The sequence below is a fragment of the Vreelandella sp. F11 genome, from assembly GCF_042466685.1.
In the GTDB taxonomy this organism is placed as follows: domain Bacteria; phylum Pseudomonadota; class Gammaproteobacteria; order Pseudomonadales; family Halomonadaceae; genus Vreelandella.
The window spans coordinates 2,374,295-2,388,750 of record NZ_CP170448.1 but is presented as its reverse complement, the minus strand read 5'-3'; the positions used below and the strand labels follow the sequence as shown (position 1 = coordinate 2,388,750).

The 14,456-nt window shown below is 52.8% G+C and carries 13 protein-coding genes; 4 read left to right on the top strand and 9 right to left on the bottom strand.

From position 1 onward, the window contains the following. Positions 1 to 221: 221 nt before the first annotated feature. Positions 222 to 509, top strand: a complete 288-nt coding sequence (locus ACFIOZ_RS10880; protein WP_088701411.1) for a hypothetical protein — start codon at positions 222 to 224, stop codon at positions 507 to 509. A gap of 16 nt (positions 510 to 525) precedes the next feature. Here ACFIOZ_RS10880 and ACFIOZ_RS10875 read toward each other — a convergent pair whose 3' ends face one another. From ACFIOZ_RS10875 to ACFIOZ_RS10865, 3 genes are all read right to left on the bottom strand, one after another. Further along, positions 526 to 1,761, bottom strand: a complete 1,236-nt coding sequence (locus tag ACFIOZ_RS10875) for a toxic anion resistance protein (protein ID WP_386083907.1) — start codon at positions 1,759 to 1,761, stop codon at positions 526 to 528. Positions 1,762 to 1,865: 104 nt separating this feature from the next. After that, positions 1,866 to 2,807, bottom strand: coding sequence for a cobyrinic acid a,c-diamide synthase (locus tag ACFIOZ_RS10870; RefSeq protein WP_386083904.1), 942 nt, complete (start codon positions 2,805 to 2,807; stop codon positions 1,866 to 1,868). A gap of 106 nt (positions 2,808 to 2,913) precedes the next feature. After that, the gene (locus ACFIOZ_RS10865; RefSeq protein WP_386083902.1) at positions 2,914 to 3,102 is read right to left on the bottom strand and encodes a YgaP family membrane protein; all 189 of its coding nucleotides are present in this window, start codon (positions 3,100 to 3,102) and stop codon (positions 2,914 to 2,916) included. Positions 3,103 to 3,689: 587 nt separating this feature from the next. Between ACFIOZ_RS10865 and ACFIOZ_RS10860 the strand changes: the two genes are divergently transcribed. Beyond that, positions 3,690 to 4,937, top strand: coding sequence for an ATP-grasp domain-containing protein (locus ACFIOZ_RS10860; protein WP_386084056.1), 1,248 nt, complete (start codon positions 3,690 to 3,692; stop codon positions 4,935 to 4,937). A gap of 112 nt (positions 4,938 to 5,049) precedes the next feature. Here the strand turns inward: ACFIOZ_RS10860 and ACFIOZ_RS10855 are convergent, their stop codons facing one another. Genes ACFIOZ_RS10855 through ACFIOZ_RS10845 form a run of 3 tightly spaced genes read right to left on the bottom strand, consistent with a single transcriptional unit; the run spans position 5,050 to position 7,286 of the window. Then, a complete protein-coding gene (locus ACFIOZ_RS10855) occupies positions 5,050 to 5,439 on the bottom strand; it encodes a CBS domain-containing protein (protein WP_386083899.1) in 390 nt (129 codons plus the stop codon). A gap of 12 nt (positions 5,440 to 5,451) precedes the next feature. Next, the gene (locus ACFIOZ_RS10850) at positions 5,452 to 5,802 is read right to left on the bottom strand and encodes a P-II family nitrogen regulator (protein ID WP_386083896.1); all 351 of its coding nucleotides are present in this window, start codon (positions 5,800 to 5,802) and stop codon (positions 5,452 to 5,454) included. After that, complete coding sequence (locus tag ACFIOZ_RS10845; RefSeq protein WP_386083895.1) at positions 5,799 to 7,286, bottom strand: DUF1538 domain-containing protein; 1,488 nt, start codon at positions 7,284 to 7,286, stop codon at positions 5,799 to 5,801. Before ACFIOZ_RS10845 ends, ACFIOZ_RS10850 begins: the two co-directional genes overlap by 4 nt. A gap of 283 nt (positions 7,287 to 7,569) precedes the next feature. Here ACFIOZ_RS10845 and ACFIOZ_RS10840 point away from each other — a divergent pair, with 283 nt between their 5' ends. Beyond that, on the top strand, positions 7,570 to 9,192 hold the full coding sequence (locus ACFIOZ_RS10840; protein ID WP_386083894.1) for a BCCT family transporter: 1,623 nt from the start codon (positions 7,570 to 7,572) through the stop codon (positions 9,190 to 9,192). Positions 9,193 to 9,326: 134 nt separating this feature from the next. On the opposite strand, the gene ACFIOZ_RS10835 is transcribed toward ACFIOZ_RS10840, so the two are convergent. Next, positions 9,327 to 9,701: a hypothetical protein gene (locus tag ACFIOZ_RS10835; RefSeq protein ID WP_386083893.1), complete on the bottom strand. Its 375-nt coding sequence runs from the start codon at positions 9,699 to 9,701 to the stop codon at positions 9,327 to 9,329. 526 nt (positions 9,702 to 10,227) lie between these two features. Here ACFIOZ_RS10835 and ACFIOZ_RS10830 point away from each other — a divergent pair. Continuing rightward, positions 10,228 to 12,975 (top strand): HAD-IC family P-type ATPase, encoded by a 2,748-nt coding sequence (locus tag ACFIOZ_RS10830; RefSeq protein ID WP_386083891.1) that lies wholly within the window; start codon positions 10,228 to 10,230, stop codon positions 12,973 to 12,975. 3 nt (positions 12,976 to 12,978) lie between these two features. On the opposite strand, the gene ACFIOZ_RS10825 is transcribed toward ACFIOZ_RS10830, so the two are convergent. Beyond that, positions 12,979 to 14,046 carry an ion channel gene (locus ACFIOZ_RS10825; RefSeq protein WP_386083890.1) on the bottom strand — a complete coding sequence of 356 codons (1,068 nt, stop codon included), beginning with the start codon at positions 14,044 to 14,046 and terminating at the stop codon, positions 12,979 to 12,981. A gap of 92 nt (positions 14,047 to 14,138) precedes the next feature. Next, complete coding sequence (locus ACFIOZ_RS10820) at positions 14,139 to 14,309, bottom strand: hypothetical protein (protein WP_386083889.1); 171 nt, start codon at positions 14,307 to 14,309, stop codon at positions 14,139 to 14,141. Positions 14,310 to 14,456 lie beyond the last annotated feature (147 nt).

The window sequence follows — 14,456 nt, the reverse complement described above, 5'->3', positions numbered from 1 at the left end:
AGTTGAAGAGAATTGTTTAGGGAATTGAGATGCAGATGGAGAGTCACCAAGCGACTCTATTTAAATAGGACGTATTTAAAGCGCCGGTATCGCTAGCAGGCCGCTTGCTCCCTGCGCCTGACTTAACGGCTAAAACTAACACCATGAACTCGGCTAGGTTTCCAGCTAGTCTTAGTAGACAGAGGTTCATATCATATCCGTTACCACGAGGAGAGAACGCCATGCGGCAACGCGATGAGTTTGTTGAGGAAATGAAAGCTAGGCTCGACGAGTGGAATGCTGATATCGACAAGCTGACTGCCAAGGCTCGTCAGGCGAGTGACGAGGCGAGGGTGAAGTACCAAGAGGACATCGAGCGGCTCAAGAAGCGACAGGCGGAAACCCAGCAAAGGCTCGAAGAGCTCCAGCATGCCAGCGGTGCGGCCTGGGAGAGTGTCCGTCAAGGTATGGAAGACTCTTGGGAGCTAATGCGAAAAGCCTTCCGGGACGCCTCTGATCGTTTCAAATAGCTGTAAGCTGCCACAATCAACTGGGGTCGCGCCCCTCCTGAGGCTGCGACTTGTTACCTTCTTGAAGACGCTCAATGGAGGCATTTCCCTGCTTCGCCAGGGCCGCCATGCGGTTGATTTGCTCATCCAGGCGGGGCAGGGCGTCCTGCCTGTAGTTGGATAGATCGTCAATGGCACCCATTACCTCACCGAACGCCTCCTCAAGCACTTGCATGTCGAGCATTGCGGAGGAGGCTCGTTTCTGAATATCCACGCCTTGTTGTCGCAGCGCTTTGGCGGTGCCGCCAATCATCTGCGCTGTGGTGGTGTTAAGGGCTTCGATGCGATCCAGCACTAAGCGCTGATTGGCCATCGCCATCGCCACAGTGACCGCGACGGTGAGCGCCGAGACGGTGACGTTAATGGCTCTGTCCACGCCGCGCATTAATTCTCGGTTGTTGCGGATGATGACCTCTAGCGCCAGCACGCCTTGCTGACTTACAGCCAGTTGCTGCTGTAGGTCGACGATGCGCTGACGAAGGGGAAAGAGCAACTCCTCCTCTAGGAAGTGACGCCGCGGATCATCACTATCGCGAGTGGCGATCTCATCTTGCAGACGGCGATCGATTATGCGGCCGAGGGCAATCTGGCGGTTCAGCTCGCTTAAAATTTTAGTTAACGCCTGCTGGTCATCGTTCAAGGTGAGGTTGTCACGGTGTAGCATGTCGCGGCCGCTTTCCAGATCTTCGATGATCGCGTCCAGCGCTTGTTGGGTATTCTCAAACTTGCGAAAGTAGCGCTGGAGACGACTGTCTAGACCGGGGATGACCGCCAGAACGCGATCCAAGGTGGTCGGCGCCAAGCGGTGGCGCGCGGGATCGAGCCCTTCCATGCGTCCACGCAAATCGGTCAGTGCCTTGGCGACCGGCCCGCCTTCGTCACCCTGGTGGGCCAGCTTGCGCAGCGGCGTCTGTAGCATGGCACTGCGATGGGCTGCCTGCTGTTGCAGCTCAAGCCCCATCTCGTCTACGGTACGGCGCTGGCGAACGGTAGACTCCTCATCTCCTTCGGCAAGGATATCCTCGACAAAGCGGTCAGCCATGGCTTCAAGTTCAGGGTCTATCTCAAGGTCTATCTCAAGATCTATGTCATGCTCGTCAGGGGCGGTGGTATCGGCCTGGCTTGCTGTGAAGTGACTGGCTTTCAACTGGTCAGCGATCTCGTCCACCGGAGGCAGGGAGAGGCGACGTCTGTCATCAGGTTGCTGAGCCATAGAGTTCTCCCAAGTTGTTAAAATGAGCGATTTAAAAAGCGCTATCAAAGTAAACGATTAACGAAAAATATAGAGAAAGCTACGCGGTGGCAATGAAGGTTGGATTACTCTTTGCGGGCATAACGATCGGCGCCTTCTACAAAGAGGCGCAGATCCTCCAGCGCTTTCTCAGTGGTGACCGATGCCTGGGGTCGGGCCGTCTCAATACGCGCCATGGAAACAGCGGTATCGTCAAGGACGGTCAGGGCGGACTCGATGCGCGCGGAGAGCTTATTCAGGCTATGTTCGGTCTCCACAAGCAGATCAAGGCGTCGCACCAGGGCGCCTCGTTCCTCATCGCTTAACCGTTTGCCCTCCCGCTCCAGCCGACTTCTCACGTAGTTGCCATCCACACTCACCACTCCACGTGCTTGTGAGGCCATGGTTGTCAATGTATCAACCGCGCCAAAGCACACTTGAGTGACCAGGCCTTGCGAACGTTCGAAGGCCAGCTCGCCAGTGTGGAACCGCTCACCCAGCACGTCCATCACGTGCCGGTAGCGGCTGTAGAGCCGATCTGAGAGGATCGCTAGATCAGGGCGCTGGACGTCGAGAAGGCGCTGCTTGACCCGACACATGGCCAAAACCAAATCGCTGGCTCCCTCGGGTGGTCTTGCGGGATCAAGCACCAAGACGCCCGCTTCAAAGGCATTGCGTTCCTCTTGAGCACGGCGGCGCTGCGCTTCAGCTTCTCTTTGGGCCTCATGGCGACGCTGGCGACGGCGGGCGAGCCAGCCGCGTAGCGTTCGCTCGGCGGGAAGTGCCACAGGAATGGCGACAAGGCCTGTAAGCCAACCAAACAGGCTAGGGCTGAACCCGCCCCATAGGGAGGTCAGCCACAGCAGCATGCTGATGGAAGGGACTACCAGGCAATAGCGGGCGATCACCTGGAGGCGACTGGGCGCCATCACTGGAACCGCCAAGCCAGGATTGAACAGGCCGACCAGTAGCCAGGGCAGGCAGGTCATAAACAGGCCATAGGAAAATCCCTGCAGGAATCCCAACATAGGTACGGCTATCCTTCAGTCATGGAGCGCAAACAGAAGTGTAGAGTAACCGAGGTTGGGACGCTAAGCACCCGTTGTGCAACGGCAGGCCACTGAGTGTGAGCCGCTATTTAATCTTGCAGGTATTGAGACCGAAGAGCTTGTAGGCTGGACAGTAGTTAAATAACCCGGTGGCTAACGGCAGTACACCGATCCAGCCCCAGACGCCAATGGTGCCTGTTAGAGCCAGTACGATCAGTACAATCCCCACCAGGATGCGTAAAATTTTATCGATACCACCGATGTTGCGGCTCATAGCGTACTCCTCAAGCTGAGTTTGGTGTTCATTAGTTTTAAGCGCTAGTTCTAAGGGCTTTTATTAACTTTTGGAATAACGTAATAACATATTGCCTTTCGATCATAGCCGTCTTTCCAGTTAAGAACACTAGGCAAGTGGCCGTAGCTTGATCCATATCAAGCCAGTGGAATTTTAATGGTTGCCCGAAGACGCCGCTGAGCATGATGGTGGTTAATCGAAGACGCGTAAATAAGGGCTCGATCTTCTGATTTTTTTCGATGTATGTGGTTCTGTTGGTCAACAGCGCTTTAGAAATTATGCCCATCTATCAGCGAGATAACTTCTACAGTTATTCAACAGAAACTCTACAGATTAATTGCCATATGTAACTGGATCGACTAACTTAGTTACACGGGTGCGCTAAAAACTTTCCTAATGCTGGCTTGCTCAATCGCTCCTGAACACAAATGACTGCGGCTCAGCTCACTTGGTGCGCTCCAATCTCAGCCCCGTCACTTTGGGTCAACCAGCAAGGAGGACATCGAATGTCGATATCATCAGAAAAGCAAATGCCCGAAGCAATAGCGGCCTGGCGTGATCCTGAAATGGACTCGGTCAAAGGCACGGAGACCCCTAAAGATCCAAACAAAGGTTATATCGCTCTACTGGGCTGGAGCATCAATGCGATCAAGGCGGCGCAAAAATTTGACCGTCGTTACATCGTTGTAGCGCCCGAGTGGGCAGCGGATTTCTGCGCCGCTAATAATATTCCTTTCATTCCGTGGGACTTTATTCGACTGAATGATCGCTCCATGGAAATTGCCGAACGGTTGAAGGAGGAGGGAGTCGATGTTGCCATCCCGCTGTTCGAAGAAACCGTTGAGTGGTCGGGCGCGATCAACTCTGTTCTCCTCGACAGCCCACGCATGTTCGGGCAGTCCATTCTGTTCCGCGACAAGGCGTTGATGAAGCGCCGCGCGCAGTTGGGTGGTATCCGCGTAGGGATATTCGAAGAGGCGCACGAGAAAGAGGATATTGTCCGCTTTATGAAGCGCGTCAATCAGACGTTGCTTAAACTGGATGGTGATCCGGATGACCCGATTCACGTCAAAGCGTTCGACAAGGCCGGTTGTCTTGGCCACCGCATGATTCGCACGATAGAAGAGATCGATAACATCCCGGATGAAGAGTATCCGCTGCTGATGGAAAGCCACTTGAGCGGCTGGGAGTTTGCCGTTGAAGCCTGGATACACGATGGAAAAATTCAGTTTCTGAACATTTCGGAATATGTGACGTTAGGCTACTCGGTATTTGTACCCGCAACCGCAGAACTCGAGAGCTGGCGCAATGCGATCACCAAGCAGATCGAATTGCTGATCAAAACCTTCGATATCCAGTTTGGCTTGATTCATCCCGAGTACTTCGTAACGGCTGACGGTGAAATGTACTTTGGCGAGGTTGCTTACCGCCCACCCGGCTTTAAAGCGTTTGAGCTGATTGAGAAGGCCTACGGATTTAACGCTTATCAGGCATCAATGCTGGTGTTCGACCCGAAGAGTACCAAAGAGGAGGTAGCTGCCTTCTTCCCCAAAGAAGTTGTCGATGCTAAGGGGTATGCAGGCTGCTTTGGCGTGTATCCACGCCGTCGTGTGGTGAGCAAGCTGGAAATGCCCGAAGAAACGATTAATCACCCTTACTTCGAGTCACATGAACTGGTTGCACCCGCTGAAGAGACGGTGCCTGACCGGTCCGCCTTCGGAACACACTGGGGTCTGATCTTCTTCTTTGGTGACGATCCCATCAAAATGCGCGATCTGCTGAAAGCCCAAGAGGATCTGGACTTTTACGTCTAACGCTGACTAACGCGTAATGCCTAACGATGGGCGCTTTTATCCGTATCTGGAGGACTAAGTATCCGGATGCGGGTAGCGGCGCCTTTTGTGGCTTATCAATGTTAACTGGCGACTACTCTACCTGCTCCAGTAGTACCGCCATGATATCGTCCATGGTGACAAAGCCTAGCAGGTCGTTGTCTTCCAGTACCAAAATTCGCTTTACCCGGTGTTCGGTCATCATTGCTGCTACCTGCCGTACTGACAGGCTTTTGCCGACCGACAGCGCTGGTTTGGCGCAGGCGTCATAGACGTTAAGAAGGTCGATATCGCCTTCCTCAGCCACCACTGTTTTAAGAACATTGGTGTAGGTGATAAGCCCATAGGCATCGTTGGGATGCTGTTTCTCAACGACCAACGATTTTACGCTATGCTTCTTCATCAAGCTTAGCGCTTCCCGAAGTTTAGCAAAGGGTGAAACGCAAGCCACATCGCTAACCATCACATCTTTGACCAGTTTCATCACTGAAGCTCCTCAAATATTCTCTTTCAAGTGTTGTTCAAATTTATGGAACTGGGATACGTCAATGCCGCCGAGATGCTCTAGCGGAAAGGTAAACACCAGCCCCTGAGAGTCGTTTTCCTGGGGCATCAGTTGCTGTTGAATGGCTTTTAGAATTTGCAGTGACAGGCTTTTTTCGAGCACCATTACCAGAACGCTCTGGCTACCATCGTAGGTAAGCCCGAAAAAGGTTTTCTTGGCGGTATTGCTTATGCCACGACCCGTCATCACCGTAATGCCTCCGGCGCCAAGATCACGGGCGGAATCGATGCATTCCTGTTCCTGATCTTCCGGAACAATGGCAACGAGAACGGAAAACTTCATGAGTGCACCTCTCTGCGATTTGTCCACCAATGCATCACAATGGCATAGGTCATAACGGTAACAATAGGGAAAATAGACGCGAAAGCAATCAGCCCGAAACCGTCAATCAGGACGCTACGGCCCTCAATATTGGCGGCTAAACCAATGCCTAGTGCTGTTACCAGTGGCACAGTGACCTCTGATGTAGTGACGCCGCCCAAGTCGTAAGCCAGGGCAACGATGTATTTAGGCGCTAGAGCGGTCAGGATGATCACGAGTGTGTAGCCACTCATTATGTAGTAATGCATTGAGCCACCGACAATGATCCGGTGCACGCCAATGCTGATGCCAATGGCCACGCCAAGGGCAACCAGTAGTCGGATAGCGTTGCCGTTAATCCGCCCTGCGGCAGCCTCTTCTGCTTGCTTGCCCACCGCCAGCAACGCCGGTTCGGCCATGGTGGTGGCAAACCCAATCATGAAGGCAAATAGATAAATAAAGCCGAAGCGTTCCAGCTCGATGAGTTGTTCGGCCATGCTGGTGCCGATCGGGAAAAGCCCCATTTTAAGTCCCACCACAAAGGCGTAGAGCCCAAAAATGACCAGCACAAAGCCAAACACTATTTTGCGAGGATTAGAGAGTCCGCGCCGCAGTACAATGTATTGGAAAAATAGGATGGTCAGTATGATGGGCAGTACGTCTCGTATCATCTCAGCCAGCTGCAACAGCATTTTCAGCGCGCCTGAAATAGCGTTACCTTCATCCTTTAGAGCCAGCACCTGCACATCGTCTAAGCCCCCGCCGCTGTAGACGATAATGCCGTAGAGCTGCACGGTGATCATCGGCACCATGACAGCCAGTGCAACCAATCCGAAACCATCGGTCAGCGGATTTCGACCGCGAATGGACGCGGCCAGGCCAATGCCCAGGGCAGCAATCAGGGGAACCGTGACAATGTTGGTGGTGACGCCCCCTGAGTCATAAGCTAGGCCGATAATTTCTTCCGGGGCAAACCAGGTGACAATGACCACCGTGATGTAGCCTATGATCATAAACCAGTGCAGAGGGTAGCCGATGATAATACGGAAAACCCCCAGCGCAATGACCATGCCGACGGAGGTGGCAACCAGTAAGCGGAGTGTAAGTGCATCGATTTTGCCGGCGCTAATATCCTGGGCTTGTTGAGCGACCGCAATTAGCGCTGGTTCGGCGACCACTGCAGAAAATCCCATCGCAAACCCAAACGCCAGCAGAATCGGCACCGAGCCTCTTTTGGCAAATTGATTGGATAAGCTTTTGCCGACCGGGAAAATGCTCAACTCAAGGCCCTGAAGAAACAGCGCAACGCCTACCGCCACGATTAACAAACCGACTGCCATGCTCAGCGTATTTTCAGGCGCTTGTTGAAGTACGACCAATTGGAAAAACACCACGACCGCCACAATCGGCAACAAATTTTTCAAGGCGTGTAGCAACGATTGGCCGAAAGCGCGAACGTAGAACACTGAGTACCTCTCTGTTAACGATGAGCGTGCGTGCCTGTGATTTATCAGGTGGCTAAACAATAGCATGTTACAGCCCACTGAAAATGACTTGAGTCAGAGATGATCAGATTCGGAGACTTCCCCAAGCTAAGCAACAACCGTTTATATTGAGGGCGTTAATCTCGCACGTACGTACCCATCGTCAAGCGGTGGAGCTCTCGTAGTGACAAACACGGTTCGCTGACGCCTTGGCGTTATCGGCCAATGACTCCTATGTTGTTGGAACGACAAGGGAGGAATAATAATGGATGCACTAGCGAAGAAACTGGGTCTCAAGACGGATCCCACTATTTTTTTTACGTCCGCAGGGATCATGATCCTTTTTCTTGTGGTGCTACTGATTGCGCCGGGTCCCATAGGGGCGGCCTTTGGTGCCGGGCGGGAGTGGATCGTTACCAACCTTGGCTGGTTCTTTATTTTAGGGGTGACGAGCTGGGTGGCCTTTCTGCTCTGGGCGGCGCTTAGCCGTTACGGGGCGATCCGTTTGGGTGGCAATGATGCAAAGCCAGCCTACGATAATATTTCCTGGTTCACCATGCTGTTTGCGGGGGGGATTGGCACGGTATTGATGTTCTGGGGGGTGGCGGAGCCTATTTCCCACTTTTCTAACCCCCCCAGGCCGGATGTTGTGCCTTTCTCTGTGGAAGCCGCCGACGATGCCATGAGTTTTTCGATCTATCATCTGGGGCTACATACCTGGGCGATTTTCACGATGCCAGGGTTGGCGTTTGCGTACTTCATCTATCGCTACAACCTGCCGATGCGCTTTAGTTCAGTATTTTATCCGCTGCTAGGTGAGCGTATTTACGGGCCTCTTGGCAAATCCCTTGATGTCTTCGCGATACTGGGCACGCTGTTTGGGGTAGCTGTCTCTATAGGCTTGGGCACCCAACAGATCAACGCGGGGCTAACGGAACTGTTTGATATTCCAGATGCCGTTATCACCAAAGTAATCATCATCGCCATACTCACCTCTGTCGCCGTGGGGTCGATTGTTGCGGGTCTCGATTCAGGCGTGAAGCGTCTCTCCAATATCAATATCGCCATGGCCGTTGGCCTTTTGTTGTTTGTGCTCTTTACCGGTTCGACCGTTTTCCTTTTGCGTGCTGTAGTCGAAACCTTCGGCCTCTACATAACGAACCTGCTGCCGATGGCGTTCTGGAATGACACGCTTGCAAGCTACTCCAGAGAGGGCGGCGCCTGGGGGTGGCAGGGTAGCTGGACAGTCTTCTATTGGGCCTGGACGGTGACGTGGTCGCCATTTATCGGTATCTTTGTAGCGCGCATTTCACGTGGGCGTACCATTCGCGAATTCGTTCTTGGCGTGCTTTTCGCCCCCTCCATCTTCACGCTGGTCTGGTTCGCGATCTTTGGTTGGTCGGCAATGGAGATTGATGGGATTGGCGCTGATGCCCGAGAAGCGCTGGGCGAGCAGGCTGGCCTTTTATCTGCCGCCGTAGGTGAAAGCATTCCACTCGCCATGTTCGCGTTCTTTGAGAATTTCCCGGCTGCCACCTTAATCCAGGGTTTGGCCGTTGTGATCGTCGCTATCTTCTTTGCCACCTCATCCGACTCTGCATCCCTGGTTGTTGATATGCTATGCACCGGCAGCGCGGATCCGGGCCCATGGCACCAACGCGTGTTTTGGGGCGTCTCTGAGGGCATGCTGGCCGCGATGCTCATTGTGCTTGCAGGTGATGCCGGGCTTACCGCTTTGCAGGAGGTGATTACGGTAGTTGGCCTACCGATGTTCATTTTGGTGTTCGCTATGATGTTCGCGTTGTACCGGGGCCTTTCCCATGAGGATCTTAGTGAGGTAAGAGTGGGCAATCCCCCTAAGCGCGAGGAGTTAGCGCCGGATGAATAGGCAAGTAGATAGTTAAACAGTAGGTATTAAATAGAGGAGCGGTGGCTGGGCATGTCCCCAGCCACCGCTCTTCAAATGCGCCACTGCATTTGGGCGCTGTGACCGTCTGTTGATGACCGCATCGGTGTCAGTTCCTATAGTTCACACCAAAGACGCTCTTTGAAGTCTTCACTGAGTTCCGACACGCTGCGCATGCGGTTGAATGTGGCTTCTGTCATCTCGCCAGCGATTTGGTGGTAGCAGGATGTCATCGATTCCGGCGTCAGAGGCCCGTTGAAGCCCAGCATGCAGTGTGTAAGCTTGCTATAAACGGGTGCCATGGTCGCAAGGAAGTCGATTTCATGGCGAAATGCGTCATTAATTGTTTCCAGCCAAATACAGTGCAGCTTGGCCGCCGAATTGGATGTTTCAACCCAAGGTTGATACCAAAAAACAAGCAAGTCATTGTTATTAAATACTTTGGTATTGGCTGTATTAGGGGAAGCTTTTTGAAACGCTGATGTTGTCATTGTTTGTCCTCCTCACGTGATGAGAGAAGTATAGTATTCACTGCTTTTACTGAAAAATTTAATTGTTACTACATTGATCGATATCAATGTTTTAATGCGAAGTAATTATTAATAATTAACCGTTAAGTATAATGGGCGCTGGTTGCAATACGACTTATGTCTCCGGTTTTATTGAATTTTCTCTATATCTTTGCAGGTGTGCTGACATTAAAAAATGTTCACAGCTAATTTAGGCTAAATAATAGAAGTTGAAAAATGAGCATTATTTTTAATTTAGGCATGGCAGGGGCATTATCTATGCTCTTTGCTCAAGATCAATGAGTTAACTGATAAAACCATGCTATTTATGTCATTGAGGTTTACTGAAAGCGCGCTCACTCCAAGGTAGTGCATATCGTGAATCAACGGTTACAGTCGCCAACCTTTTACGAGCCGGTCAAGGAGATGGCAGACACTGTAACGGTGGTGCTTCAACCTGTGACGACAAGACCTTACTGCTTCAATTTTAGCTTGTTTGGGAGACAGCATGGAAACCCCTACTGCCAACACCGTTGTGCCATCAGAAAACTTGCCACAAGCAGTGCATGCCAGGCTCGCCGAGGATGTCCTTGCCGACTTGAAGACTTCACCATCGGGGCTAAGCGTAGATGAGGCGGCAAGGCGCTTAGAGAAGTATGGACGTAACCAGTTGCCGGCAGTTGCTGGCCGACATCTGCTGCTTCGATTCTTCGCGCATTTTCATAACGCACTGATCTATTTCCTGTTGGCGGCTGCCGTCGCTGCTTCTTTGCTGGGGCATTTTGTGGATGCGTCGGTCATTGTTGCCGTGGTTTTGGTCAACGCCGTGGTCGGCTTTGTGCAGGAAGGCAAGGCAGAGAAAGCACTCAATGCAATCGGCAACCTTATCGCACCACACGCCCACCTGGTTAGGGAAGGAAAACATACTGAAGTGCCCGTCGATGAGATTGTTTTGGGTGACATTGTTTCGTTGGAGGCAGGAGATCGCGTGCCTGCAGACCTGCGCCTGATTCGTGCCAGCTCATTGCAAATCGAGGAAGCTATTTTGACCGGCGAGTCGGTGGCGGCAGAGAAGCGGGTGGCACCAGCACCAAAGGAGGCCGCGTTAGGCGACTGCCACTCCATGGCTTATTCGGGCACGCTGGTAGCCACTGGGCAAGCGACAGGGGTTGTGGTGGCCACCGGGAGTGATACTGAGATCGGTCGTATCAGTACGCTGCTGCGCGATGTTCAACCACTCACCACGCCGTTGCTGCAGCAGATCAATCGCTTCGGCAAGCAGTTCACCTGGGTTACGTTGGCTGTCACAGTCGTACTGTTTGCCTTCGCGGTATTGATGCGCGGTCATGTCTGGTCGGAGGCGCTCATAGCGGTGGTGGCCTTGGCCGTCGCAGCAATACCAGAAGGCCTGCCAGCAGTCATTACCATTACCCTGGCTATCGGTGTGCAGCGTATGGCGCGACGCAACGCCGCTATCCGCCAGCTGCCCGCAGTTGAAACACTCGGGGCAACGTCAGTCATCTGCTCTGACAAAACCGGTACGCTAACACGTAACGAAATGACCGTGCGTCGACTGGAGGCCCCTAGTGGCCGCATGACGGTGTCGGGGGCGGGCTATGCGCCGGAAGGGCAATTAACAGCAGAGACGGCGGAGAAGGCCACTAAAGATACGTGGCCGACGGATATCGATAGCCTGATCTTGGCCGGACTACTATGCAACGATGCTCAACTGATCGATAGCGATGGAGAGTGGCACGCGATAGGCGATCCTATGGAAGGGGCACTAGTCGTGTTGGCCATCAAGGCTGGTTTGGAGCCTGATGCTACCCGGCACGAGTGGCCCCGCGTTGCCGAGATCCCTTTTGATGCCAAGCACCGCTTTATGGCCACGCTAAACTGCCATGCGACGGAGGGGGCTAGGGTATTCGTCAAGGGTGCTCCGGACGAATTGCTGCAGTTATGCTCACTTCAGGCGGCTGATGAGGGAAGTGTGCCGCTGGACAAGGATGCCTGGACGGCACGTATCGCAGAGGCGGCTGCCCAGGGCGAGCGAGTGCTCGGTTTAGCGACTAAGCAGGTTTCATCCAGCTCCCATAAGCTGTCGTTTGCTGACCTCGATGATGAGTTGGTTTTTGTTGGCTTAATCGGCTTTATCGACCCGCCGCGGGAGGAGGCAATGGCCGCCATTAAAGAGTGCCATTCCGCCGGTATTAGGGTGAAAATGATTACCGGCGATCACGCCGCGACGGCAGCGGCTATTGCGCGCCAGTTAGGGCTTGATGATGACCCGCACGTAATAACGGGGCGTGAACTTGACGACATTGCTGATAGTGATCTACCTGACATCGTTCGCGAGACCAGTGTTTTTGCCCGTACTAACCCCGAACATAAACTGCGTATTGTTCGAGCGCTGCAAGCGACCGGTGCCATCGTGGCTATGACCGGTGATGGCGTTAATGATGCGCCCTCGTTGAAGCAGGCAAATGTCGGTGTTGGTATGGGACATAAAGGCACCGATGCGGCAAAAGAAGCCTCACAGATGGTTCTGCTCGACGATAACTTCGCCTCTATCGTGGCTGCAGTGAATGAAGGCCGAGTGGTCTACGACAATATTCGCAAGGTGACGGCTTGGACGTTACCGACCAATGGGGGCCAAGTGCTGGCTGTCATTGCCGCGATTGTGTTTAATTTCGCCATGCCGATGTCAGCCGTCCAGATCCTATGGATCAATCTCATCACGGCGGTCACTCTCGGCTTGTCGCTGGCTTTTGAGAAGGCTGAGCCCAATGTCATGCAGCGTCGGCCAAGGCCTCCAGGGCAGGGGTTATTGACCCCCTTCCTGGTATGGCGCATCGTGTTTGTGTCGTTTTTGTTCCTGATAGCAGCACTGGGGATGTTCTTCTACTCGCTTGGCCGAGGAGATGAGCTGCCCTTGAGCCGTACTTTAGTGGTTAACACCATCGTAGTGCTTCAAGTGTTCTATCTGTTCAATGTGCGCTACCTGCACATGACTTCGTTTAACTGGCGTGGCGTGTTGGGAACCCCCGCTGTGTTGATAGCGGTGACGTTGGTCTTCATTGCTCAGCTTGCCTTCACGTATCTACCGATAATGCATCACCTGTTTGATACTCGGCCAGTGAGGATTACCGATGGGGTGTTAATCATCACTATCGGTGTCGCTATGATGATAGTGCTGGAAGTTGAGAAGGTAGTGTTGCGGCGGGGAGAAAACACCCAAGCCAGCAACAACGCCTAAGCCCTACACTGTGTGCGCCTCGGTGAGCAGCTCGCTCAGTTGTTGCTGTGAAAGACGTGTATTGGCCATGTAGTAAATAATGTCCCCATCCTTCAGTGGTCGATCAGTAGCAGGGTTAAGCATGCTGCCTTCGCTGTCATCGCTGCTGTTGGCAAGGCCTAGCACGGTGGCGTTGCAAACCTTTTTTGCTTGCATAAATAAGTCGCCAAAGGTGGCACCGGCAGGCGGCTGCATTAATCGGGTTTGGTATTGGGTTGCGCCACGATCAACGGCGAGTAGTTCGTTGACGACCCGCGATATTCCCGCATCGGAAGCTGAGCGAACCAGCATTTCCAGTGCTAGGGCCTGGGTGCATTCAATACCTGGCAAGGTACGTCGCAACATGGCTGCAGTATCGGGATTGGCGCAGTGGGCGACGATATGGGCATTTTTTGCTTTAAGGCTGTAGGCACTCAGCGCGACGGTCGCAACCCGCTCATCGCTCGTGTCGTAGATGATAATGCGGCTGGCGCTCTCAACCCCGGCCCGCTTGAGAAGTTCAGCATTGGAGAAGCTCTCTCCCTTAATAAATTTTAAATCCGCCGGGCGTGGATTGCTCATCTCTTTAGTAACGCAGAGCACGACTTCATCCGGTAGGCCTTTATCAGCTTTGAGAATGTCTAAAATGCGCTCAGTGGTTTCTCCGTGCCAGCCAATGACGAGCGTGTGGCCGGATAGATGGCTAAAATCGCCTTTTCCTTGCATCTGTAATCTCCAAAAATTTGAAAGGGTGACCGTGGCTTTGCCGATTAAGGCAGCAAATAGTGAAATGCCGCCTGGGATAAGATAAAGCGTGGCTATCCACTTTCCAGCCATGGTTGTCGGACTGAAATCACCGAACCCTACGGTGCTGGAGACAACCACATAAAAGTAGACCCAATTGGTAGGGGAGTCGGCTATCGCTTCGCCGACTAGCGAAAAAAGCACCCATGTAGTGCCCATGTGTGCCAACACAATAAGTAGAAGGAATGTCCACGAAATTTGTAGCGTAGATGCTTTCAGTACGCGAATGAGTTGCTGAATAACAGGCATAGCGGTCTCTTACGGTGGTGATATACCCGCCTAGTTTTCTAGGCATGGGCGTTGATGTTGTTATGCACAATCAACGCAAAACGAAGGGGGTATTAAAAGCCAGCTTTATTTACTTGCGTGCCGCGTATGCAATCGCCGTAGACCATGGTGTCGCCAGCCTCCTCTGCGAGCTGGCGGCAATCTGCCGTTCTAGATGAGGTGGGGCCTGAACTACAGCCTGCCAGTGTAAAGGTAATCAGGCAAAGGGCGATGAGTGCTTTCATTGGTAACTCCTTGTCAGCAAATAATTCTTTTGACATTTAACCTCATAGGTATCGCATGTGTCGATAATAGGTGACGGAACATCATGCCAAGCGTGCATGTCATAGCTTTGGTTATGTCATCAATAGGGTTCTCTTTTTATAGGTAGG